Below are 23,348 nucleotides of genomic sequence, written 5' to 3' on the forward strand. Positions count from 1 at the left end.
ACATGGAAGCTTACGCAACAGAAGAACAACAACTCGAAGCCGTTAAACAGTGGTTTAAAAAACATGGCAATCGATTGACTTGGGCTCTCATTATTGTTTTGGGGATGATTGCAGGTGGACGTTACTGGTTTCATCATCAATCGGTTGTTGCCAATCAGGCCTCAGATAATTATGCCTTGATGATATCGGCACTTGAGCAAAATGATCAAACCACGTTAAAAAGCAAAGCAGAATTATTAATTAAAGATTACCCACAATCTCCCTATGCTTCATTAGCGGCTTTGGTTGTTGCACACCAGGCAGTCAAAGAAGGAGATTTTAAAAATGCTCAAGAAGGCTACAAATGGGTGCTCGATTATAGCAAACAGGCAGATTTTCAAGCATTAGCACGCGCCAGATTAATGCGGTTACTCATTGCTGAAAATAAAGCGGATGAGGCATTAGCGTTATTTGATGAGCAAAAAGCGCGCGCTTTTTTACCCCTGATGGCAGAAATGAAAGGCGATATTTTATTGAAGAAAAATGATGTTAAAGGCGCCGTTAGCGCTTATCAATTAGCATTAAAATCCGCAAAAGAAGAAGGCATGGTAGGCCCCTTGTTAAAAGTAAAATTAGAAGATCTGGGGATTTCCGTAGAAGATAAGAAGGCAGAGAAATCATGATGAAAGCAATATTAAAAGGGTTTAGCGTCGTTGCAGTAAGCAGCCTTTTATTGCAAACGGTAGGGTGTGGTCAAAGCCCTGTCCGTAACCCCTTTGCTGGGCGCCAAGAGCCTAAAGTAGGTGCATTACCTGAACTATCACAAGCAAGAATGGCGCCAGAAGCGAGCATTGCTTGGACCAATACGAGTCTGTCAAAACAGGAATACTTTACAAAGCTAAGGCCTTTTATTAGTGAGCAAACGCTTTATGGTGCCGATCACAGTGGTAAAGTTGTTGCTTTAGACATTCAAAATGGCAAAAAGCTATGGAGTGTTAATACCGGTAGAAAATGGATAGCGGGCCCAACACTTTGTAACAACCAATTATTGTTAACCACCAAAGATGCGATGGTTGTCGCACTGGATCCTAATAGTGGTCATACTTTGTGGGAGACGAAAGTGTCCAGTGAAGTATTAGCACCACCCAGTGGCGGAAAAGACATTGTGCTTGTGCATGCTATCGATGGTTCAGTCACTGCATTAGAAGCAAAAGCTGGAAAATCACTCTGGCGGGTAGATCAATCCTCCGTGCCTTCTTTAACGTTACGTTACAGCAGTTCTCCTGTTGTCAATGGCAATACGGTATTGGTTGGTTTTGCCACCGGCAAATTACAAGCATTTGATATCAATAGTGGTTTAATGGAATGGGAAAGAAGCATTACACAGCCACGCGGTCGTTCCGAATTACAACGAATGGTCGATATTAGCGCCGATCCTATCATTGTTGGAAATACTGCATTTGCTATCAATTATCAAGGAAAACTCGCGGCAGTGAATGTGCAATCAGGTAATTTATTATGGGAACGTGAGCTCTCATCTTATCAAAATATTGCAGCCGATCAACACTATGTTTATGTCACCGATACAAGCCATAATCTGTGGGCCATTGAACAAGAAACCGGTAAAACCTCTTGGAAACAAGATGCATTACATGATCGCTACATAACAGGCCCCGCTGTGGTAAAGGGGAATGTGGTGGTTGCTGACAGAGGCGGCTACTTACACTTTGTTGATAGTCGTGATGGGCATTTATTAAATCGTTTAAACGTTAAAGGCAAGTATTATCAAGAACCGGTTAGCCATGCGAATGGCGTTTGGGTTCATGCACAAAATGGTAAAATTGCCGCTGTTCAGTTAAAAGATGGGAGTACGGGATGATACCGTTAATTGCTATTGTCGGGCGCCCCAACGTTGGGAAATCCACTTTATTCAATTGTTTAACGCAATCGCGTCAAGCCTTGGTGATGGACCAGCCTGGTGTTACTCGAGATAGACAATGTGGCCATGGTGAATGGAATGGTCAATCGTACTTGCTAGTTGATACTGGAGGTATTGGTGAAAATGATGATTCGCAAGATCTGATTGATAAAGCCGCGCATCAACAATCCTTGCAGGCATTGCAAGAAGCACACGTCATTATGTTTGTAGTTGATGCTCGTCAAGGATTTACGCCAGTTGATGCAGAACTCGCTAAAATATTGCGCAAACAATCAAAACCTGTTGTTTTAGTGATCAATAAAGTTGATGGTTTACAAATTGATGTCGCCAGTGCCGAATTTTATCGCAGTGGCTTTAAGCATCAAGTTGAAACTGCAGCGAGTCATAATCGGGGTATTCCTACATTAATAGAAACCGCTTTTTCATTAATTCCAGAAATGAGCGAAGAGTCTGAAATGGCTCCCGCATTGGAAGACGGGCCTAAGATTGCGATTATTGGCCGTCCGAATGTGGGGAAATCCACTTTAGTGAATCGTTTATTGGGTGAAGAGCGCGTTATTGTTTGTGATAGACCGGGTACGACGCGAGATAGTATTTATGTCCCCTTAGAGCGAATGGGCAAACATTATACATTAATCGATACCGCTGGCGTGCGTCGAAAAAGTACCATCACGGATACCTTAGAAAAATTCTCTGTGATCAAAACCTTCCAAGCTATCAAAGATGCGCATGTCGTTGTCATGGTATTTGATGCAAAATTAGGGTTAACCGATCAAGATCTAACCTTATTAGATTTTGCGATTCAGGAAGGTCGCGGTTTAATTATCTGCGCCAATAAATGGGATGGTTTACAAACCGAAGATAAAGAGCAAGTTAAAAAGCAATTAGTTTACCGTTTGAAATTTGCTCATTTTGCGCCACGTCATTTTATTTCTGCTTTACATGGTTCGGGTGTTGGTAATTTATTTCCATTGATTGATCAGGTTTTTGAAAGTGTTAATACTGAATTATCAACGACGGATTTATCAGATATTTTACAAAGAGCGATTCGTTCCCATGAGCCGCCTTTAGTGAAAGGCCGTCGTATTAAATTACGATATGCGCATTGTGGGGGACACAACCCCTTAAAAGTGGTTATTCATGGTAATCAAACGGAAGAGCTGCCACAAAGTTACCAACGTTATCTAGCTAAGTTTTTTATGAAAACCCTGCGTTTAACAGGAACCCCTGTCAAAATTATTTGTAAAACCGGTGAAAATCCTTATCAGGGTAAACGTAATACGTTAACGCCAAGACAAATGAAAAAGCGTGAACGATTAATGGATTTTGTTAAAAAACAGGCAAAAAAGCGTAAAAGACGAGATAAAGCCTAATATAATAAGCCACCCGATGTTTGGATTATTACGAACATTCAAACATTGGGTGTTAAATACCTTACTTGCAAATCATTACAATTTAGTTATGATGTCTACTATTTACCTTTTAAAGAAGAAGTAGGCATAAAATGCAAACTGGCCCGAAAAATACTCCTAATTCAGTCATCCCTCTTGAGTATATCCCCGAAATTTTCAGAAAAATCTCCAAAAAATTAAAACTCCTACAAAAAGAATTAAAAGATGCATTTGAATTTCCCGCTTTTTTATCTATTGAACATGAAGAAAAAACCTGGCAGATCATGTTAGCAAGAAAAGAAGGTGTATCAGGCAAAAAAGTTAAAAAATCGGACTTTGATTATTATGCGATTGATGATAGCCAATCTTTAGGGAAGGGCTCACAAGGGGAAGTGTTAGTCGCTGAAAATATTGAAACACAAGTATTTGCGGCAGTGAAGGTACAAAGAAATAATTCTCCCTCATTTACAGATGATTTAGCGATTGAAAGACGTAATTTAGCCATGCGCCAACGTCTATTAGCAACTGCCGAAGTCATTGATGCTGATTTTGTGCCTGATCAAAATCCGGATGTTGCTGAAGCGCAGCAGATGAAAGCAACGACCTACTATACCTTAATGCCCTATTGCCCAGGACAAAATCTGATTGATTATTTATATGTGCTGGATGCCGCTCATAAAAAAAATTCACCCGCTTATTTTGCCCAAAAGAAACCGGTTGATATTTTAGTGGCCACTCGAATGATCATGGGGGCCATTGCTGAAGTCATTGATTTACATATGGGTGGGTTGCTACATCGAGATATTAAATCTGATAATTTTGTGATTAAAAGTAATGCCTATCAACCTTTTAGTTCATTAACCTTAATTGACTTAGGGACAGCGATATTACGAGGAACTGAAAAAAGAAAAGAAGATGCCAGCACCTTTGGTTATTTTCCACCAGAATATTTAGTGGATGTTGGAGACAGACCTGATTGGGATGAGAATTGCGATATTTGGCAATTAGGAATGGTTATTGCTGAAATATTAACGAGTGAAAATTATCAGGCAGCATTAAAAGCTGACATGAAAGAGCAGAAAGCGACCAGTGTTAAAAAACATTTAACCTTAGAACAAATACATAACTTGATGCCAGATATTTTTGCAAAATCTAAACCACAGTCAGAAATAAAAACGGGTAAAAAAGAAGAAAAACATCAAGATCCTGCACAGGCATTAAGGAAACTATTAATCACTTATGTCCATGAATTAATGAACGAAGATAGAGATAGCAGGCCCAAACTCGCAAGATTGCAAGCAATGCAAAGTGCTCTTCGTGCAGAATATTTGCGAGTCGATGCCTTGTTGCTTGCCGCTGATCCAAGTTATCGATATCAAATGTTTAAACGGCAAAAAACCTTGTTAAATTTGCAACCTAATACCAATGCAAGTTCTAGTGCACCCCTGCCTCTTTTAAATGATGACGCGATGATAATCCCGACCAAAACGCATTCTGTATCGATAGAAGAGCCTGACGTTTCTGAGGAAAAGAAGCCTTCAAAAAGAAGCTCTCTTTTCCCGCGCAGAAAATCATTGGGACGTCTTGATAATAAAATAGAGTCAACGTCGGCGCAGATGGAAGATAAAAAAGAAGAAATGCCTACGGATATTGTTAAACGGGCACGCAGCAGCAGCTCTTCAGCAAAAGTTCACAAAAAATCACAGCAAGTGACAAACGTGCTTGCGACTGCCACCTTGGATGAGGCTTCTCTGACAGCGACCATTGCGAGTCTTTCATTGGATGAATCTTCTACGCAAAAGACACCGTTAACTGAATTGACTGAAAGGTTAGAAAGAGAGAAGGTTTTCTTGGGATTATTATCTAGCCAATTGAGCACAACAGTGTCGACTGAGGGAGATCAACCCCTTAAAGTGGCTTCGGATACCAATGCTAGAACCTGCCTCTTTTTAGTTAAAACCCTAGAAGGGGTTATTAATGAAAAAGATGCTCACCTGCAGCAGTCCAAAATTGATTCCTTAATGAAATTAACGGGACGTTGGAAAGCAACGAAAATTGTTGAGTTAAACCAAGAGGTTGATACGATCAAAACAGCCTTAAACGCCTATGTTCAAAAAAGAGCCTCTTCTTCTCTTTAACGGTTAGGCATTATTTCCTTAACAATGCTAGTAAATTCACCTTGGCCGAGTTTGGTTTTGACCACTTGGCCCACGGTGAGCTCTTTCACATCTTGGATAACATGTTGACTATCAACGGCTGTCACAATCGCATAACCACGACTCAGTGTGCCTAATGGACTGACACTATTTAAATGTGCTCCCATACTGGCCAGTCGTTGCTGGTTAAGTTGTAAGGTATTTTGCATAAAAACTTGCATTCTGGCTTGTAGATGCTGGGTGCGCAAAATGGCTTGCTGCAAGCGTTGCCCTGGATGCAGTAATTGCTTTTCAAGACTGTCGAGCTTTAGTGCATAATGTTGCAATAGTCGTTGGCAGGCTTGTACGAGTCGAATGCGTTTTTGTTCAAACACCCTAAAGAGATCTTGACTATCAGGTGTTGCGGTTTCTGCTGCAACGGATGGCGTAGGGGCTCTAACATCTGCGACAAAATCGGCAATGGTAAAATCGACTTCATGACCAATGCCGCTGATAATCGGGATTTGACTTGCAAAAATGGCCTCGGCCACGATTTCTTCATTAAAACACCAGAGATCTTCTAAAGAGCCGCCCCCTCGCGCTAAGATAAGGACATCCGCATGGCTTTCGCTGTTGGCTTTGGTGATGGCATTAACGATATCTTTAGCTGCCGTTTTTCCTTGGACACTGGTGTGATACAGCTTAATAGGGGCAATGGGGTAGCGCCGTTTTAAAACCGCTAAAATATCTTGAAGCGCAGCTGCGGTTTTCGAGGTAATAATCCCAATACATTGAGGAAAACGTGGCAGTGCTTTCTTATGTTCTAGTGAGAAAAAACCTGCGGCTTGGAGTTTTGCTTTTAGGGCAAGATAAGCTTGTTGAAGTACCCCTTCACCGGCTTCTTCCATCGTCATCACGGTGAGTTGATAAGAACCGCCTTGTTCATAAAGGGTAACATTTGCCCGTAAGACAACCTCAAGCCCATCTTTGGGTTTGAAAGCGAGCGATCGAGTTTGGCCTCGAAACATCACACAGCGGATCTGTGCATGTTCATCTTTTAAGGTGAAATATAAATGTCCAGAGTGGTGAGGTTTTACGCCAGAAAGCTCCCCCTTAACCCAAAGTGTACCAAAGTTGGTCTCTAAAACAGTACGAGTGGCTTGGTTTAGCTGCTGAACTGTTAAGATGGTTTTTTCTTCTTTTACATCCATCGATGTCAACATGTAAGACCTTTATTTTTAAGCGAAAAACAGTTAAAATGTGGCGATTATTTTTTTACGTGAATTGGGGTAATCGTGCGCATTATTGAAGAAGCGTTAACGTTTGATGATGTTTTGTTGGTTCCTGCCCATTCTGCTGTCTTGCCCAAAGACGTCTTGTTAAAGACGCAGCTAACACGCCGTATCCATTTGAATGTCCCCCTGGTTTCTGCCGCAATGGATACCGTTACCGAGGCAAAAATGGCCATCGCGCTAGCGCAAGAAGGCGGCATTGGTATCATCCACAAAAACATGTCCATTGAAGCACAGGCTGAAGAAATCCGCAAAGTAAAAAAATATGAAAGCGGTGTGGTTAAAGATCCTATTACCGTCAGCGCGGACACTTCCATTGGTGAATTATTACGTCTGATCAAAGCCTATGATATTTCTGGGGTTCCAGTTGTTAGCGGCAAAGATGAGTTAGTTGGTATAGTTACCCATAGAGACTGGCGCTTTGAAACCGATTTAAATATGCCGGTTGCACGTATTATGACGCCTAAAGAACGTTTAGTGACCGTGCCTGAAGGAACAGAAATGGAACAAGTGATTCCATTGTTCCGTGAACATCGTCTTGAAAAAATCTTAATGGTCAATGAGCGTTTCCAATTAAGAGGCTTAATTACCGTTAAAGATTTACAAAAAGCAAAAGATAAACCCTTATCCTGTAAAGATGATCTCGGTCGTTTGTGCGTTGGTGCTGCCGTCGGTACGCAAAAAGAAACAGAAGATAGGGCTTCTGCTTTAGTTGAAGCAGGGGTCGATGTGATTGTTGTCGATACGGCACATGGTCATTCCCAAGGGGTGATTGAACGCGTTAAATGGTTTAAAAAGCATTTCCCTCAAGTACAAATTATCGCCGGTAATGTTGCCACAGCAGATGGCGCTTTAGCGTTAGTTGAAGCCGGTGCTGATGCGGTGAAAGTGGGTATTGGCCCAGGCTCTATTTGCACAACCCGTATTGTTGCAGGTGTTGGGGTGCCACAGGTTACCGCTATTTTTAATGTGGCTAAAGCACTTGCCAAACATCAAGTTCCAGTCATTGCGGACGGCGGTTTGCGTTATTCTGGTGACATTGCAAAAGCGCTTGCCGCTGGCGCATCTTCTGTCATGGTTGGCAGCTTATTAGCGGGTACCGATGAAGCCCCAGGCGAACTTATTTTATATCAAGGCCGTTCCTATAAAACCTATCGAGGAATGGGATCATTAGGTGCAATGGCACAACGCCAAGGTTCCAGTGATCGTTATTTCCAATCCATCGAACAAGGTGAAGACAAACTGGTCCCTGAAGGCATTGAAGGCCGTGTTCCTTACAAGGGAAGCATGCTAAACGTTGTTCACCAATTGATGGGGGGCTTACGTGCCAGCATGGGTTACACCGGGGTTTCTAATATTGAAGCCATGAGAACAGAAACTCAGTTTGTACGTATTACGAATGCAGGCGTGAGAGAAAGCCACGTTCATGATGTTACCATCACCAAAGAAGCACCTAATTATCGCGCAGATTAACGCAGGTCCCGATGAATAAAATACTGATTTTAGATTTTGGTTCACAATATACACAGCTCATTGCCAGACGTATCCGCGAAGCGGGCGTCTATTGTGAAATTCACCCTTTTGATATGTCAGCAGAGAAAGTGAGTGAGTTTGCGCCTGCGGGAATTATTTTATCGGGTGGGCCAGAATCTGTTCATCTTGAGAATACACCGCGTATCTCTAACATTGTTTTTGATCTCAAATGCCCATTACTCGGGATATGCTACGGCATGCAAGCAATGGCACACCAACTCGGTGGCAAAGTAGCAGCTTCAGGGAAAAGAGAATATGGCCATGCGCAGCTGACGCTTCAATCACCCATCAGCAAGCTATTTGAAAAAATAGGTGAAAAATCACAATTTGCGGTTTGGATGAGTCATGGTGATAAAGTCGTCGAATTACCCGCGGGTTTTGCGGTAATCGCCTCAAGTGACAATGCGCCTATTGCGGCGATGGCTGATGAAACACGTCGTTATTATGGGATTCAATTCCATCCAGAAGTAACCCATTCTGAGTATGGACAAGCCATGATAGAACGATTTGTCTTAGATATTTGTGGTGCGAAGCCAGAATGGACGCCTGTGAATATCGTTCCTAAGCTTGAACAAGCTGTGCGTGAACAAGTTGGCAATGATGAAGTCTTATTAGGTTTGTCAGGCGGTGTTGATTCATCGGTTGTTGCCGCATTATTGCATCGTGCAATTGGTGACAAACTCACTTGCGTGTTTGTAGACAATGGCTTGCTACGATTAAATGAAGCCTCTCAAGTGATGGCTACCTTCGCTGAACATATGGGCATTAAAGTTATCAAAGTTGATGCCAAAGAAGTTTTTTATGAAGCGCTAAAAGGCATTGCCGATCCCGAAGCAAAGCGTAAAGTCATTGGTAAAACCTTTATTGAAATATTCGATCGTGAAGCGCAACGTTTACCGAATGTAAAATGGTTAGCCCAAGGTACGATTTATCCCGATGTTATTGAATCAGCGGGCGCGCACACGGGTAAAGCACATGTGATCAAATCTCACCACAATGTGGGTGGTTTGCCCGAAAAAATGAATTTAAAACTTTGTGAACCCTTACGTCTGTTATTTAAAGATGAAGTTCGCAAAATAGGAATAGCCTTAGGCTTGCCTGAAAAAATGGTTTATCGCCATCCCTTCCCAGGGCCAGGCTTGGGTGTGCGCATATTAGGCGAAGTCAAAGAATCTTATGCGGATTTATTGCGCCAAGCCGATGCCATTTTTATCGAATGTTTACATCAATTTAATTACTATCACAAAGTGAGCCAAGCTTTTGCGGTCTTTTTACCGGTAAAAGCGGTTGGCGTGATGGGAGATGCTAGAAGTTATGAATACGTGGTTGCACTAAGAGCTGTCGAAACCACCGACTTTATGACCGCGCGTTGGGCAGAATTACCTTATGAATTGTTAGGGCTAGCCTCTAGCCGCATTATTAATGAAATTCCCGGTATTGCCCGTGTTACCTATGACATTTCAAGTAAGCCTCCAGCTACCATCGAGTGGGAATAACATTTGCGGCGCCTTTTATTCTGCAATGTTGTTGTCATCACAAATCACAATCCTCATGTACTTTATGTACATTCCGGGTGTGATTTGCTCGACGCCTAGTTGCAAAAAAAATGCTTGCAAATTTGCATGGCATAATATGATGACATGATATGAAAGAAAGCGATGAATATTGGATGCGCCAAGCGCTAGTCTTAGCGCAAGTAGCGCAAGCGCAAGGTGAAGTGCCAGTTGGTGCAATCCTTGTCTACGATAATCAAATCATCGGTGAGGGCTATAATAGCCCCATTCAACAGCACGATCCCAGCGCACACGCCGAAATTAATGCCTTACGTCACGCAGGCGTTAAGCTTAAAAATTATCGACTTCCCAAAACAACTCTGTATGTCACCTTAGAGCCTTGTGCGATGTGCGCCGGTGCGATTATTCAAGCCAGAGTAGAACGCGTGGTGATTGGCGCGAACGATCCCAAAACAGGAGCCGCAGGCAGTGTTTTTAATATTTTACAAAATCCCGCATTAAATCATCGAGTCGCGCTAACGCAAGGTGTATTAGCAGATGAATGCAGTGAATTTTTATCACAATTTTTTCGTTTAAAACGCATGAGCGCAATAAAGTAGGAAACCTAAGATGCAAAGACTCATTGGTCAAGACTTCCATTCTGATTTTAGACTTGCGCAATTGTTTGAAAAATTGCAACACATTCTTCCAAGATTACAGCATTTAAACGCCAAGACAGAATATTTTATAACCGCTCAAGGTGAATTAACATCCGACATGATACAACGCTTATGTGAGGTGTTGGATGCAAAAAACGATCATGAGGCATCGGCATCCGGCGCAAGTTTATGGGTGATCCCACGCTTGGGGACCCAATCACCTTGGGGCAGCAAAGCCGTTGATATTATGCATCATGCGGGGTTAGATAACATTGTGCGCTTAGAGCGTGCTTGCGTTTATCATCTCAGCTTTTCTGACAATTTATCGCTTAATCCACATGAATACGCCACGATCTTGCCCCATTTATACGATCGCATGACAGAATCGGTGGTGACCGCATGGCAAGATGTCAAAGCGTTATTTGTAGAGCAAAAGCCTGCACCCATGCAGCTTGTCCCTCTTTTAACGGAAGGAAAACAAGCACTAGAACAAGCTAATCAGGTATTAGGCCTTGCATTATCAGCAGATGAAATGGATTATTTATTTGAAGCGTATACGACGCAAAAGCGTAATCCTACCGATGTTGAACTGATGATGTTTGCTCAGGCCAATTCAGAACATTGTCGACATAAAATATTTAAAGCACAATTTGAAATTGACCAGGTTTCTCAGCCAGATTCATTATTTGGCATGATTAAAAATACCTATCAACATAATTCAAAAGGTGTTTTATCTGCTTATCATGATAATGCCGCTGTGGTTGAAGGATATGGAAAAGAACGATTTTATTGTGATACCCAAGATAAAACCTATCGTTTTCATGAACAAGACGTCCACTTTTTAATTAAGGTCGAAACCCATAATCATCCGACAGCAATCGAACCGTTTGCAGGGGCAGGTACTGGGATGGGGGGCGAAATCCGTGATGAAGGGGCCACAGGGCGTGGTGCTAAACCTAAAGCCGGTTTATGCGGGTTTACCGTTTCCAATCTGCGTATACCGAATTTGCCACAACCTTGGGAAGGGAAGGCTTTTTATCCTGATAGAATTGTGAATGCTTGCGAAATTATGTTGAAAGGACCGATTGGTGGTGCCGCATTTAATAATGAATTTGGTCGTCCTAATCTAACCGGTTACTTTCGTACGTTTGAGCAACCTTTAGCTTCTGATAAGACTTACTATGCAAGGGGATATCACAAGCCTATTATGATTGCAGGTGGTTTAGGCAATATTCAAGAAAAACATGTTACAAAGCTTCCCATTCCTGATAAATCCCTTGTGATTGTCTTGGGTGGGCCTGCGATGAAAATTGGTTTAGGTGGCGGTGCCGCTTCTTCCTTGGCGCAAGGTGCAAGTGATGAACAGCTCGATTTTGCTTCCGTGCAGCGGCAAAATCCAGAGATGCAACGCCGAGCACAACAAGTGATTGATGCGTGTGTTGCCAGCGAAAATAATCCCATTATTTCCATTCATGATGTAGGCGCTGGCGGATTAGCCAATGCTATTCCAGAATTAGTGCATGATGCCGGGAAGGGCGCAGCGCTTGCACTGCGTCATATTCCCAATGCTGAATTAGGGATGTCGCCCTTAGAAATATGGTGTAATGAATCACAAGAGCGTTATGTGCTTGCGATTCATGCTGATAAATTGGCAGAGTTTGATAGTTTTGCGAAACGCGAGCGTTGTCCTTATGCGGTATTAGGGCAAGCAACCGACAAGCCACATCTATTATTAGAGGATAGCTTACATAAAAATAACCCTATTGATATTCCACAATCATTACTTTTTGGTAATGCACCGCAACTACATAAGAAAGTAAAAAAGCAGCCTAAATCACAAAGTCTCATTAACACAGACAGTTTATCACTCGATGAAACCATCTCTCGGATATTACAAGTACCCGCAGTTGCTGATAAATCCTTTTTAATCACTATTGGTGACAGAACAGTGACAGGGCTTGTGGCTCGCGATCAAATGGTAGGTCCTTGGCAAGTTCCGGTTGCCGATTGTGCGGTCACGGCGACAGGTTATACAACGTTTACGGGTGAGGCGATGAGCATGGGTGAAAGACCACTTATTGCGCTCAGCTCTCCGAGTGCTTCGGCTAAAATGGCAGTAGCAGAAGCGGTTCTTAATATTTTAGCAAGTGATGTGAAAGCACTCAGTGATATCCGTCTATCTTGCAATTGGATGGCTGCCGCAGGAAATGGCAGTGAAGAAGCGGATTTGTATGAAGCGGTTCAAGCGGTTGGCAAAGAATTATGCCCTGCTTGGAATATCACGGTTCCTGTGGGCAAAGATTCCCTTTCCATGCGAAGTGTTTGGCAAGATGAAAGGGGACAATATGAAGTTGTTTCCCCAGTGACTTTAGTCGTTAGTGCCTTTGCTCCGGTTAATGATATTCGCAAGACAGTCACACCTTTATTAGTATCAGACATAGATTCTGTTTTAGTCTTAGTCGATTTAGCACAAGGTAAGCAGCGTTTAGGCGGCAGTATTTACGCTCAAATCACGAATCAGATAGCTGGAATGGCCCCTGATGTTGATGAAAAAATAATGCCTACTTTCGTTAAGGTCCTTAATCAGTTAAAAGCGCAAGAACTGGTTCTTGCTTACCACGACAGGAGCGATGGTGGTTTATTCGTAACCTTATGTGAAATGGCTTTTGCAAGTCATGTGGGGTTAACTATCGATCTCTCAACCTATATCAATGATTGGTCGCAACATATTAATGCACTCTTTAATGAAGAATTAGGGGTTATTTTGCAGATCCCGCAAGTTGCTTTACAAACGTGCAGAGAGTTGTTTGAAGCAGCAGGATTAGCGAATACATTACATGTGGTTGCAACCATCAATGGTGAGCAACCTATTTCAGTCGTCCATCAAGGTAAAGTGCATTGGATGAAAGAGCGTAAAGCATTACATGCGCTATGGTCGAAAACCAGCGCAGCCTTGGAAGAAATGCGTGACAATCCTGCAACGGCAAAACAAAATTATGAACGCATTGTTGAAGATAATGATCCCGGTTTTTTTGTCAAATTGCCTGAAGTTTTACCGCAAGTTGTACACTTTAATCATACAAAACCTAAAGTGGCTATTTTACGCGAGCAAGGCGTTAATGGTCATCAAGAAATGGCAGCGGCTTTTACCTTAGCAGGTTTTGAAGCCATCGATGTGACGATGACGGATTTATTCGCGGGCTTATCTTTAAAAGATTTTCATGGCATTGCTGCTTGTGGCGGTTTTTCTTATGGTGACGTTTTAGGGGCGGGTATTGGCTGGGCAAAATCCATCCTTTATTCCCCTAAATTGAAAGAAGAATTCTCTCGCTTTTTCAGCCGCTCTGATACCTTTACCTTAGGGGTTTGTAATGGCTGCCAAATGTTATCTCAATTGAAAGAGCTGATCCCAGGTACAGCACATTGGCCCCAGATGAAGCGAAATCGTTCGCAACAATTTGAAGCAAGACTGAGTTTAGTTGAAATTTGTCAGTCACCATCCATACTATTAGAAGGGCTAGCTGGAATGATTTTCCCTATAGCCGTGGCTCACGGCGAAGGCTATGCTGAAGGGGGGAGTCCTTTAACGAAAGTTGCAATGCGTTATGTGGATAATCATGGCGTTCCAACCGAGCGTTTCCCATTTAATCCAAATGGGTCGCCAGGTGGAATAACCGGATTTACAAGTGATGATGGTAGGGCCACGATTATGATGCCACATCCTGAACGCGTGTTTAAAACATGGCAGCTTTCCTGGCACCCAAAAACCCAAGCTCAGGATACGCCCTGGATGTCACTTTTTGTGAATGCAAGGAATTGGTTGAAATAAACTTATGCTCAAATATACCACGCGCTTCGATCACGGATTAGGCCAGGAATGGATTGAGACTGATTTGTCCGGTAAGGAATTACTGGTAACGCCGTTGCTGAATAAAGGAACGGCTTTTTCAGAAGAAGAGCGCCATAATTTGAAGTTATTGGGAAAATTGCCGCAGCGCATTGAAACATTGCAGGAACAGTTATTCCGTGTCGAAAGCCAATTTGGGCGTTATACCACAACATTGCAAAAGTATATTTACCTGAATAATTTACACGATAAAAACGAAACCTTGTTCTATACGTTTTTACTCGATAACTTAGATATCACCTTGCCGTTGATTTATACGCCTGGTGTGAGTGCAGCAGTCCAACGATTCAGCCATGAATTTCGACAACCCCGTGGTCTTTACATCAGTTATCCAGATAGAGACAAAATTGACGAAATTTTAGATAACCGTACCCATGCTGAAATTGATTTATTGGTTGCCACCGATGGTGAACGTATTTTAGGGATTGGCGATCAAGGGATTGGGGGTATGGACATTCCCATTGCGAAGCTTGTGGTTTATAGCTTATGTGGTGTAAACCCATATCGTACGATCCCCATTTTGTTAGATGTGGGAACCGATAACCAGCAGTTACTGAATGATCCACTCTATTTAGGTTGGCGTCATGCACGGATCCGTGGCAAAGAATATGATGATTTTATCCAAACATTTGTGGATGCCGTAAAACGCAAATTACCCAAGAGCATGATTCATTGGGAAGATTTTGGTAATCAAAATGCAAGACGTATACTAGAAACCTATCGCTTAGAGCATTGCTCGTTCAATGATGATATGCAAGGCACAGCCGTTGTTACTTTAGCTGCGTTATTATCTGCCATCAAAGCGTCTAATTTAGATATTAAAGATCAACGTATTGTTGTCTATGGTGCCGGGACTGCGGGTTTAGGTATTGCTGATCAATTATTTAATGCAATGGTACATTTTGGTGTTCCACCTGAAGCGGCAAGACGCCAATTTTGGTTAATCGATCGTCATGGTTTATTGGTAGACGGCATGCCAGAGCTCAATACCTTCCAACAACCTTATGCTCGTCCCAGCCAAGAAGCGAATGATTGGCCAAATGAGAAACGAGATTTGTTATCGGTCGTTGAAAAAATCCATCCAACCATTTTGATTGGTTGTTCTACGGTAAAAGATGCCTTTACCGAAGCGGTGGTCAAAGCAATGGCTTCACATACCAACAAGCCAATTATCTGTCCATTATCAAATCCTAATGAAAATTCCGAAGGCGATCCTAATAATTTAATTGCATGGACTAAAGGTAAGGCTTTAATTGCCACAGGTAGCCCATTTCCACCGGTAGAATATGAAGGAATAAAATATTGCATTACACAATGTAATAATGCTTTATCTTTTCCAGGGATTGGCTTAGGGGTGATAGCAACGAAAGCAACCCAAGTGACAGACAATATGTTGTGGGCTGCCACTCAAGCTATCAGTTTAAAAGCGCCTATTCTACAAGATCCGACATTACCTCTGTTGCCACATATTACTGAAATTCCTGAACTTGCCGCACATGTTGCTCATGCAGTAGCAGAGCAAGCCATAAAAGATGGCGTAGCGACGGTTAACCCCAGCATGAATTTTGCTGAGTTTATCAAAGAAAATATGTGGAAACCGTACTATCGCCCCATCCGCTCAGCCAAAGGGTAACATGCGTTTTAAAACGGTATCTTTTCTCACGGTGTGGTGAAATAAGGCTGCCAAGATGTGAAGCGCTACAATCCCAATAACAATATATGAGCTGATTTTATGCGCATTATAGAAAAAACCGCTTAAAGCTTCATTCTTGCTAAGTAAATTGGGAACAGAGAACCAGTTGAAAAAGGGGATAGGTCTTTGCCCAAACTGCGACATTAAAATGCCTGTAATTGGCATCACCAACATGGCTAGATAAAGAAGAAAATGAACCAACTTTGCAGAAACTCTTTCTAAACCTGACATATTGCTTGGCATGTTAGGTCTAGTACCCACATAGCGCCAAATCAGCATCATTAAAGCTAAGAATATGGCACACAATCCAAAAGTTTTATGTAGCATCATATATTGCATTTTTTCAGAGGAGCCTTTTGGAAAGTATTCTCTGCGATAAACAAGATAATACTGCACCACAAATAAGATAAAGATTGCCCAATGCAATAATTTTGTTAGACTACCAAATTTTTCCGTGGTGTTGTGTAGAGACATTCTAAACTCCAATAACAAATCGAATGATCAAAAAAGGACAGCCATTTTTGTTTTTGGGTGTCCTTTTGTTTGGGTGTCCTATTGAGATTACATCATGCGCTTAAGCACATCATCTTTCCTGACATAGTGATGATACAACGCAGCGAAAGCATGGAATGCAACGAGGGCAATAACAAAATAGGAGCAAAGCACATGTATTTGGTAGAAGACTCCACCAATAGTTTCATTTTTGCTGACTAACATTGGTAAATTAAAGAAGCCAAAAAATGAAACAGAATAACCAGCATAAAGTGACATCAAAATACCGCTAATTGGCATAACAAACATCACAATATAGAGCAATATATGGGTATATTTTGCAGCCATTCTTTCTTTGCTTGTCATACTACTGGGGTTTTTAGGTCGCACACCAATCCTTCGCCAGTAAATCATGATGGCCGCGAGAATTAAAACGCAAATACCAATGGACTTATGTAATAAGAGGTAGCGCATTTTTTCTTGCGTATCATTCGGTAAAAATTCACGACGATAGACAAGAAAATATTGCAGGAGGAAAAGCATGAAAATGATCCAATGTAAAAACTTTGTTAGACTCCCAAATTTTTCTGCGGTATTTTCGAGAGACATCAATCACTCCATGAAAAATAATAAAGGTGCAATTATACCGCTCATATTTGAAAATGCGAAATGGTGAAGTATTTGGGTGTCCTACCCTTATTTCCTGACTTTGTTTATGGTGATTATTTTGAGTTAGTAAGTACCTGACTGAATTCTTAGGATTTTCTATCTTCAATAAAGAGTTCATTAATCTTTTCAATATAAGGAGAATCAGGGGTATTAGGCGCAAGCATGCTTATATCGTAAGGTATGCCGGTTAACTGGTGTACCAAATGCTCATTAATGTGGCAAAAGCCATTCATATTAGGATTACTTTCAACACTAAAAGGAGGATTGTAAAGCTGTTGCATATCAAAAAATTCATTATTGCGGAAATTCATTTCTTGTAAATTTTCGTCAATCTGTAATAACAATTGTGACTCATTCACATTGTCAGATTGTAATTGTATTGTGAGCCATTGAAGCTGATTAATGATATCACTAATCCGATCAAAATTTTGAATAGTTAAATCACCAGAAAAACCAGCAATTTTACCTAAAGCATCCATCGCCAAGAGCACAAATTCCATGCTGGCAAGTTGCAATTGTGTAGAGTAGAGGGTAGGCGTTCCTAATAAATTAGGTGTCATATCAAAAGAGGCTTCATCTAGCTTATCAAGATTGTCATATTGTAAAGCCCAGGGAAATGCTGCAATAAATTCCTTTTTCAGTTCATCTGTGTTGAAAAGAGATAAAACAGATTTTTGCTCACTCGTGGTAAATGACATGGTTCGATTAATGCCAATTCTGTCAGGATGCTCAGGCTCTGCACTTGGGATATCATATTCATTTTCAGGTAATAAATTTTTAGTCGTTCCTGTATTTTGGCTAACATTGTCAGTTGGTAATTGTAAAGTGCGTTTGCTTACGCCTGCTAAAACATCTTCTAAAAGTTGTGAATAGGCTTGTTGTGATTTTTCCTTTTCTAATTGGGCTTGAATATTCTGATATGTTCTATATTGATCATCTATTTTGGATAATAATTCTTTAATTTTATTATTTTGAGAAAATAGGCCACTTGCTTCTTCATCTTTAAATTCTCTCAGCTTCATATTTTTTAAATATTGACCGAAAAAATGTTCAAGTGGTTTCGCTTTCTCTATGTTATTAAATTTTAAAATATCAGCTATCATTTTATGATATTCAGTTAGAATAACAGTGAGATCGGGTAGCAATCGTTTGTAGCTGTTTCCTTGAATTTCGTTAATACTCTTGATAAGAAAAATGACATCTATGCTGTCTGCAAAATGCATAAAGCGAGTATCAGATTTGATAATCGAGTGTATCCATTCAATTATTGCTTTTTCACTATTAGTATCAGACAGTTGATAGTAAACAGAGTGGGAATGGCATTGAAAGAGATATTTTTTAAGATTACTAATCGTTTTTAATTCATTTAAAGAAACTTTTTTGGTAGGGTCGCGTTTTACATCCTGGGAACGGACAGTCAGTAACTTATTAGCTTTTTCAACATTGACTTGCAGGCTTTCACTCGTTATTACGCCTAGTTGCGATAGGAAACTTTTAAATTGTTCAAAGTAATCAATGCCATCTAATATTTTATTTTGAATAAATTCTTTCTTTTTTTCAAATTCAACAAGAGTGCGCCCTATATTGCTTAAATGTTCAAATTGGCTGCCGTAATTTTTTTTGTAAATAAACATTAGCTTTTGTTGAATAAAACTCAGTAAGGGTAAAACATTATTAGATCTAAACATTTTAGCAAGATTAATTTGAGCCTCTTTCGTTTTGCTTAAATATTGTCGATATACTGTTTCAGCTTCTGTTGATGAAAGCTTAAGTCGCCTAATGGTCGGAGTTTGAATTGCTTTAAATAAGATACTTGCAGTCGTTATTGCTTTTAATTCTAGCGCTTTTATTAATGCGCTTTGAAAAAAATAGTAAACCGGTTTAATCTGCTCAAGCTTAGCGTAGGGAACTGGTGTATTATCTGACGATATTTGATAAAAAATGGCAAATCGAATAAAGTAGGTGGCTAATTCTTGAAGTTGTTGATAATTTCTAATGGCAGGAGCATTGGGATTAAGTCCTTGCTGTATTCGTTGCTCATCTCCATACCAACTCAGTTCGCGCAATTCACTGATGTCAATTGTAGAGAATGCTTTGGTAAATTCACTCTCAACATTTTTAATGAATTTTTTAAGCATTTTATCATATAAAGCTTCGTTGCTAATTTCTTCAACACTATTATTAATTAATTCAAACAAGCTATAAGCAATTGGTTTGTTAATGGTGGTGTCTGGTTTTTTGGTAGATTCATTATTTTTGCTAGTTAAAATGGTTTGTAGTTTTTGTCTTAATTTGTTAAAAGACTGCTGATAATAAGGAAGTGTGTCACATTGCTCATTTAGGCTATTAAATGTTTCTAGTAATTGAAATTTTTCATTTTGATTGAAATTGGTGAAATTTTCGTTATCTAAAATTTTTGATATTTCAGATAAATACTCGTCAAGTTTAGTAATGTAAAAATCATTTTCTTTTAATTTTTGACTTATCGTATTAATGCGTCTTATAAGATAATCTTTCGATAAACTTTGATCTTCAAGCATAGTGCTCATGTGAAGAAAATATTTTTGTTTTTCAACAATTTTTGCATTAATCAAACTATCAAGCTTGTCAGTTTGAAAACTATTCTGCTTGGCGAGATTAATAAAAATTAGTAATTTGTTATAGAATTCACTTTTATCGGGGTTGATGGCAGAAAATAGCAAGGATTGCGTGTCACTTTTAAGGTAGTTTTGCACAAAATAAAGTGATTCTTGACGTTGTTCATTATCGTAATGATTAAATTGAGCAATGATTCCATCAATAATTGCAAAAGGAGAAATTCTAAACAGTAATGCGATGGTTGCTGTTTCTAAAATGTCGTGATCTTTCTTTCTAAAAAAATCTCCCCTTGTAATGCGCAGTAGGAAAATATCTTTAGGATCTACTTTTAAATGACCAAATTCATGTGCAATATGGCTGATGTAAGTGAAGTATTCTTTTATATCAGTAGAATAGACTTTTATATTGGAGAGTTGCTCTTTTATGCCTGGCATCAAGTTAGCTTCAGGTATGTTCTCTACTAGATCAATGAGATCAATAATCACTTTGAGCCGTTCATGAAGGAGCTCAATTGCTTGGTAACTACCTGTTATTCTTTGGTTAATGGTTTCATTGCTGGGATCTTGGATTGCTTGTAAGCGCGCTTTACCTAAAACGCGTAAATATTGCTGATAAGCTAATAGATTGACTTTTATTTCAGAAATGCCGTCGTGTTCAATTATTTCTTGAATCTGTGTTAATGAAGAGGTTGTTTCATTAACACCCTTTACTAAATGTAACAATTCAGGGTCTGATACTGGCTCGAGGAAATACGTAATCGTGTCTTTAAAATCGGTCTCAATCAGCGATTGAAGTTGCTGCAAATTAGTTATAAGTTCCTTATGATAAACGGTTGTATGTAATAAATATGAACATTCTCTTTTTATAGCTTGAACAGAAGAGTTTTTTTCAAGTTTTTTAACTGCTTTTGTGATGCGCTGAAGATCATCATTTGATAACGGTATCGGTAGTGAAGTATGCTCCATTGAAAGTTGCAATATCAAACTGCTTTCTAAAATAGGGTATGTAATCAATATTTTGATATATTGCAAGAGATCGATGACAAACATTTTATATGATTTAAAGCGTTTGTATTTTATAACACGATTTAAGGTGTTATTGATTTTTAGATACAGAGGAGATTGTAACTGCTTTCTAAAAAATTCATTTAAAATGGCTATTTCATTAGAAACAGGCAAGGTATTGATTTGCTCGATAAATGTATTGATAAGATAGCGTTGTCTCTCTACTTCTTGGCAAAGCTTAATAATTTGTTTTTGTACTTTTAATTGTCGGTTACAAAGCTTTTGAACTTTTTTGAAAGTATAATAAGGTGGTTTACTTATGTTATTGAGACGGCAATAAATCACTTCAATAATAAATTGTTGAAGATGCTGCTGTTCTGATGGCTGTAGGCGTAATTCTTTTGTTAGTTTATTGTGTAATTTCCGATAGGTTTTAGTAATGACAGTTTTGTTAAGCATTTCTGGCATTAACAAAGTGACAGCAGGTTCACTATTGGCATGATAATGTAAAACGTCTTTTCTAAAGGAGTGATCTTTCCCAAGTATTTCTGACTGCGTCAGTGCTGCAATTTCATCAGGTGGCATTAACATTAATGTTGCCAAGGAGCTTTTGATGTCATCAATTGAAATATCTGCAATGCTTGTTGTTGTTTTTTCAGAATAGGCATTTGATTGTTCTTCAAGCCACTGTGAACTCTTTTTTTGAAGATAGGGACAAAGTTCAGAAAATTCTTTGAGAAGATTACAAATATTATCATTATCGTGTTGGCTAGGGAGAATCCCTAAGCTATCTTTGATCTGCCTACTTAAGACATTGACAATGAGTTTAGAGAAACAAATAGAGAGTGTTGGTTGGCTATTAATATAAATAAGAGAAATATGGCGTTTATTGATTTGAAAGAAAGATTCAAAGGTTTCATTAGCATTTTTTGTCGATTCAACTTCGTGAGAGAGGGAATTTAAATAGTTGTTTAATGCAATATCATTTGATTTGTTGTCAAAATAATTTGTTTTTAGATAATGAATCATTGTTTGAAATAATTCTTGAAGTTGCGTCGGAGAGGTTGATTGCTTCTGGATATCAATTTGCAATTCATTTAATGAAGGTATCAGGTCGGCAATATCGCTTTCATGCAACATAGTTTGCCAAGTGTTATAGGAAGGGTCAAAATCATGAGTAGCTCGTTGTTTTTTTTGAATAAGAGCCATTGCTATTTTTTTTTGAATTGGTTTTGCCATAGTATTCCTGCTACAAGCATATGCACTCATCCCTAAGTTAATTCCTTCATCTATTAGTCAATTTCCTGTAGCAAAAAGTTTTATTTTGATCTCAAAACAGGGCCATGTGTTAGGTTGTTGGTCATATTTCAAACTTGTTTTTGGGTGGGCTTTTATGGTCAAATCTAAAGATGATAACTAAAAATAAGCTGGATGCATGATGAGATAAGGAATTCACCTTTCAATTAGTTTAAATAAGAAGTAAAAACCATGAGAGAGAATTTAAATCCCGGCTTATCTTGGTGGAAAAAAATTAAATCAATCTTTAAAAGAGACCCTGAAATCAAGGGATCTTTGCAGTTACCCCCAATAATTGATTTATCAGCTGACCCTTTTGTTTATATCGATGAATTACAAGCGATGGTAAGTCAATTGCGTAGTGAGTTTGATCTTGAGCAAGAACAACAGTGGGATTTAAATCTATTAGCCGCTAGCACCTATTTATATCATGTTGAACGGATCTTAGTAAAAATAAGAGAAAATATGCTAACGATTCGTTATAGAACAGAACAATTTAAAGAACAGCCTGAACAAATCAATCGTATTGAATTTAATCAGGCGCATGAGGCGCAGTCTCACTGTTATATTGCGATTGTCAATTTGATTGCCTTATTAAGAAAAATTTCCATTAAACAAATCTATAATGATGAAGTGGTTAACTGTATTCATGCCCTTGAGCTTGAATCTGCAAATTTGAATACCACTATCCGTGCGTTAAACCAGATGAGTTTTAGACAAGAAACATTATCGCAATTAAATGCATTAGAACAAGCGCTAAAACAAACGATTGCGGTGTCCCCCGCAGATTATGTTTATAGTAGCCAAGGTGTGATGTATTCAACAACCGAATTGCTACGCAATCAATTGAAAGAGGTGCCATTAGACGATGCGAAATGGTTAGCCGTATTTGTTGAAATGCATGACATACTTAAAAAATGCTATGTTGTTGCTAGAAAAAGTGTTATTAAAGAGTTATTAGATAAAATGTGCGATCATATTCAGAATTTAATTGCTGCATTTAATAATGCTAGCCAAAATCCTGATAAAGAAGTTGTCTTTAATCAATTATCTTTTATTTTCAGCAGCATTGAATCTATCCGTTTTAATACTCACCGTGAAAGTCGTTGTTCAAAGAATTTATTTGAAAAAGCTAAATTTGCAAGACAACAATTACGCAAAGCGTGCCGACAGCATCCTATCGGCCGGGAGTATTTAATTCGTCATGCAATCAAAGACACTTCCCTTAAAACGAGAATGAAATCTTCTCTGTAATCTCTCAAACTAAC

The 23,348-nt window shown here is 39.6% G+C and carries 14 protein-coding genes; 10 read left to right on the forward strand and 4 right to left on the reverse strand.

The features are described from left to right. Positions 1-2: 2 nt before the first annotated feature. From HT99x_RS06370 to HT99x_RS06385, 4 genes are all read left to right on the forward strand, one after another. The gene (locus HT99x_RS06370) at positions 3-662 is read left to right on the forward strand and encodes a tetratricopeptide repeat protein (protein ID WP_075067610.1); all 660 of its coding nucleotides are present in this window, start codon (positions 3-5) and stop codon (positions 660-662) included. Beyond that, a complete protein-coding gene (bamB, locus tag HT99x_RS06375) occupies positions 659-1,858 on the forward strand; it encodes an outer membrane protein assembly factor BamB (protein ID WP_075067609.1) in 1,200 nt (399 codons plus the stop codon). Before HT99x_RS06370 ends, bamB begins: the two co-directional genes overlap by 4 nt. Further along, positions 1,855-3,291, forward strand: coding sequence for a ribosome biogenesis GTPase Der (gene der / locus HT99x_RS06380; RefSeq protein ID WP_075067608.1), 1,437 nt, complete (start codon positions 1,855-1,857; stop codon positions 3,289-3,291). The genes bamB and der overlap by 4 nt, the downstream gene beginning before the upstream one ends. Before the next feature lie 131 nt (positions 3,292-3,422). Continuing rightward, positions 3,423-5,447: a protein kinase domain-containing protein gene (locus HT99x_RS06385; protein ID WP_075067607.1), complete on the forward strand. Its 2,025-nt coding sequence runs from the start codon at positions 3,423-3,425 to the stop codon at positions 5,445-5,447. Here HT99x_RS06385 and xseA read toward each other — a convergent pair. Next, positions 5,444-6,667 (reverse strand): exodeoxyribonuclease VII large subunit, encoded by a 1,224-nt coding sequence (gene xseA, locus HT99x_RS06390; protein ID WP_200957178.1) that lies wholly within the window; start codon positions 6,665-6,667, stop codon positions 5,444-5,446. The genes HT99x_RS06385 and xseA overlap by 4 nt on opposite strands. 72 nt (positions 6,668-6,739) lie before the next feature. Here xseA and guaB point away from each other — a divergent pair, with 72 nt between their 5' ends. From guaB to HT99x_RS06415, 5 genes are all read left to right on the forward strand, one after another. Beyond that, the gene (gene guaB, locus HT99x_RS06395) at positions 6,740-8,209 is read left to right on the forward strand and encodes an IMP dehydrogenase (protein ID WP_075067606.1); all 1,470 of its coding nucleotides are present in this window, start codon (positions 6,740-6,742) and stop codon (positions 8,207-8,209) included. 11 nt (positions 8,210-8,220) lie between these two features. Then, complete coding sequence (gene guaA / locus HT99x_RS06400) at positions 8,221-9,765, forward strand: glutamine-hydrolyzing GMP synthase (RefSeq protein WP_075067605.1); 1,545 nt, start codon at positions 8,221-8,223, stop codon at positions 9,763-9,765. A 149-nt stretch (positions 9,766-9,914) separates the two neighbouring features. Beyond that, a complete protein-coding gene (gene tadA / locus HT99x_RS06405) occupies positions 9,915-10,382 on the forward strand; it encodes a tRNA adenosine(34) deaminase TadA (RefSeq protein ID WP_075067604.1) in 468 nt (155 codons plus the stop codon). Positions 10,383-10,392: 10 nt separating this feature from the next. Continuing rightward, positions 10,393-14,250 (forward strand): phosphoribosylformylglycinamidine synthase, encoded by a 3,858-nt coding sequence (purL, locus tag HT99x_RS06410; protein WP_075067603.1) that lies wholly within the window; start codon positions 10,393-10,395, stop codon positions 14,248-14,250. Positions 14,251-14,254: 4 nt separating this feature from the next. Further along, the gene (locus HT99x_RS06415) at positions 14,255-15,961 is read left to right on the forward strand and encodes an oxaloacetate-decarboxylating malate dehydrogenase (protein WP_075067602.1); all 1,707 of its coding nucleotides are present in this window, start codon (positions 14,255-14,257) and stop codon (positions 15,959-15,961) included. Here the strand turns inward: HT99x_RS06415 and HT99x_RS06420 are convergent. From HT99x_RS06420 to HT99x_RS06430, 3 genes are all read right to left on the reverse strand, one after another. Then, positions 15,947-16,495, reverse strand: a complete 549-nt coding sequence (locus HT99x_RS06420) for a cytochrome b/b6 domain-containing protein (protein ID WP_075067601.1) — start codon at positions 16,493-16,495, stop codon at positions 15,947-15,949. The two genes, HT99x_RS06415 and HT99x_RS06420, sit on opposite strands and share 15 nt — an antisense overlap. An 87-nt stretch (positions 16,496-16,582) precedes the next feature. Beyond that, complete coding sequence (locus HT99x_RS06425) at positions 16,583-17,122, reverse strand: cytochrome b/b6 domain-containing protein (protein ID WP_075067600.1); 540 nt, start codon at positions 17,120-17,122, stop codon at positions 16,583-16,585. A 146-nt stretch (positions 17,123-17,268) separates the two neighbouring features. Then, on the reverse strand, positions 17,269-22,023 hold the full coding sequence (locus HT99x_RS06430; protein WP_075067599.1) for a hypothetical protein: 4,755 nt from the start codon (positions 22,021-22,023) through the stop codon (positions 17,269-17,271). 249 nt (positions 22,024-22,272) lie between these two features. On the opposite strand from HT99x_RS06430, the gene HT99x_RS06435 reads away from it, so the two are divergent. Next, the gene (locus HT99x_RS06435) at positions 22,273-23,334 is read left to right on the forward strand and encodes a hypothetical protein (protein WP_075067598.1); all 1,062 of its coding nucleotides are present in this window, start codon (positions 22,273-22,275) and stop codon (positions 23,332-23,334) included. Positions 23,335-23,348 lie beyond the last annotated feature (14 nt).

Source organism: Candidatus Berkiella aquae, assembly GCF_001431295.2.
Taxonomy (GTDB): domain Bacteria; phylum Pseudomonadota; class Gammaproteobacteria; order Berkiellales; family Berkiellaceae; genus Berkiella; species Berkiella aquae.

Excerpts from the sequence above, each read along its gene's own strand:
- HT99x_RS06370 (WP_075067610.1), top strand. The coding sequence starts at position 3 with ATGGAAGCTTACGCAACAGAAGAACAACAACTCGAAGCCGTTAAACAG.
- bamB (WP_075067609.1), top strand. The coding sequence starts at position 659 with ATGATGAAAGCAATATTAAAAGGGTTTAGCGTCGTTGCAGTAAGCAGC.
- der (WP_075067608.1), top strand. The coding sequence starts at position 1,855 with ATGATACCGTTAATTGCTATTGTCGGGCGCCCCAACGTTGGGAAATCC.
- HT99x_RS06385 (WP_075067607.1), top strand. The coding sequence starts at position 3,423 with ATGCAAACTGGCCCGAAAAATACTCCTAATTCAGTCATCCCTCTTGAG.
- xseA (WP_200957178.1), bottom strand. The coding sequence starts at position 6,667 with ATGTTGACATCGATGGATGTAAAAGAAGAAAAAACCATCTTAACAGTT.
- guaA (WP_075067605.1), top strand. The coding sequence starts at position 8,221 with ATGAATAAAATACTGATTTTAGATTTTGGTTCACAATATACACAGCTC.
- tadA (WP_075067604.1), top strand. The coding sequence starts at position 9,915 with ATGAAAGAAAGCGATGAATATTGGATGCGCCAAGCGCTAGTCTTAGCG.
- purL (WP_075067603.1), top strand. The coding sequence starts at position 10,393 with ATGCAAAGACTCATTGGTCAAGACTTCCATTCTGATTTTAGACTTGCG.
- HT99x_RS06415 (WP_075067602.1), top strand. The coding sequence starts at position 14,255 with ATGCTCAAATATACCACGCGCTTCGATCACGGATTAGGCCAGGAATGG.
- HT99x_RS06420 (WP_075067601.1), bottom strand. The coding sequence starts at position 16,495 with ATGTCTCTACACAACACCACGGAAAAATTTGGTAGTCTAACAAAATTA.
- HT99x_RS06425 (WP_075067600.1), bottom strand. The coding sequence starts at position 17,122 with ATGTCTCTCGAAAATACCGCAGAAAAATTTGGGAGTCTAACAAAGTTT.
- HT99x_RS06430 (WP_075067599.1), bottom strand. The coding sequence starts at position 22,023 with ATGGCAAAACCAATTCAAAAAAAAATAGCAATGGCTCTTATTCAAAAA.
- HT99x_RS06435 (WP_075067598.1), top strand. The coding sequence starts at position 22,273 with ATGAGAGAGAATTTAAATCCCGGCTTATCTTGGTGGAAAAAAATTAAA.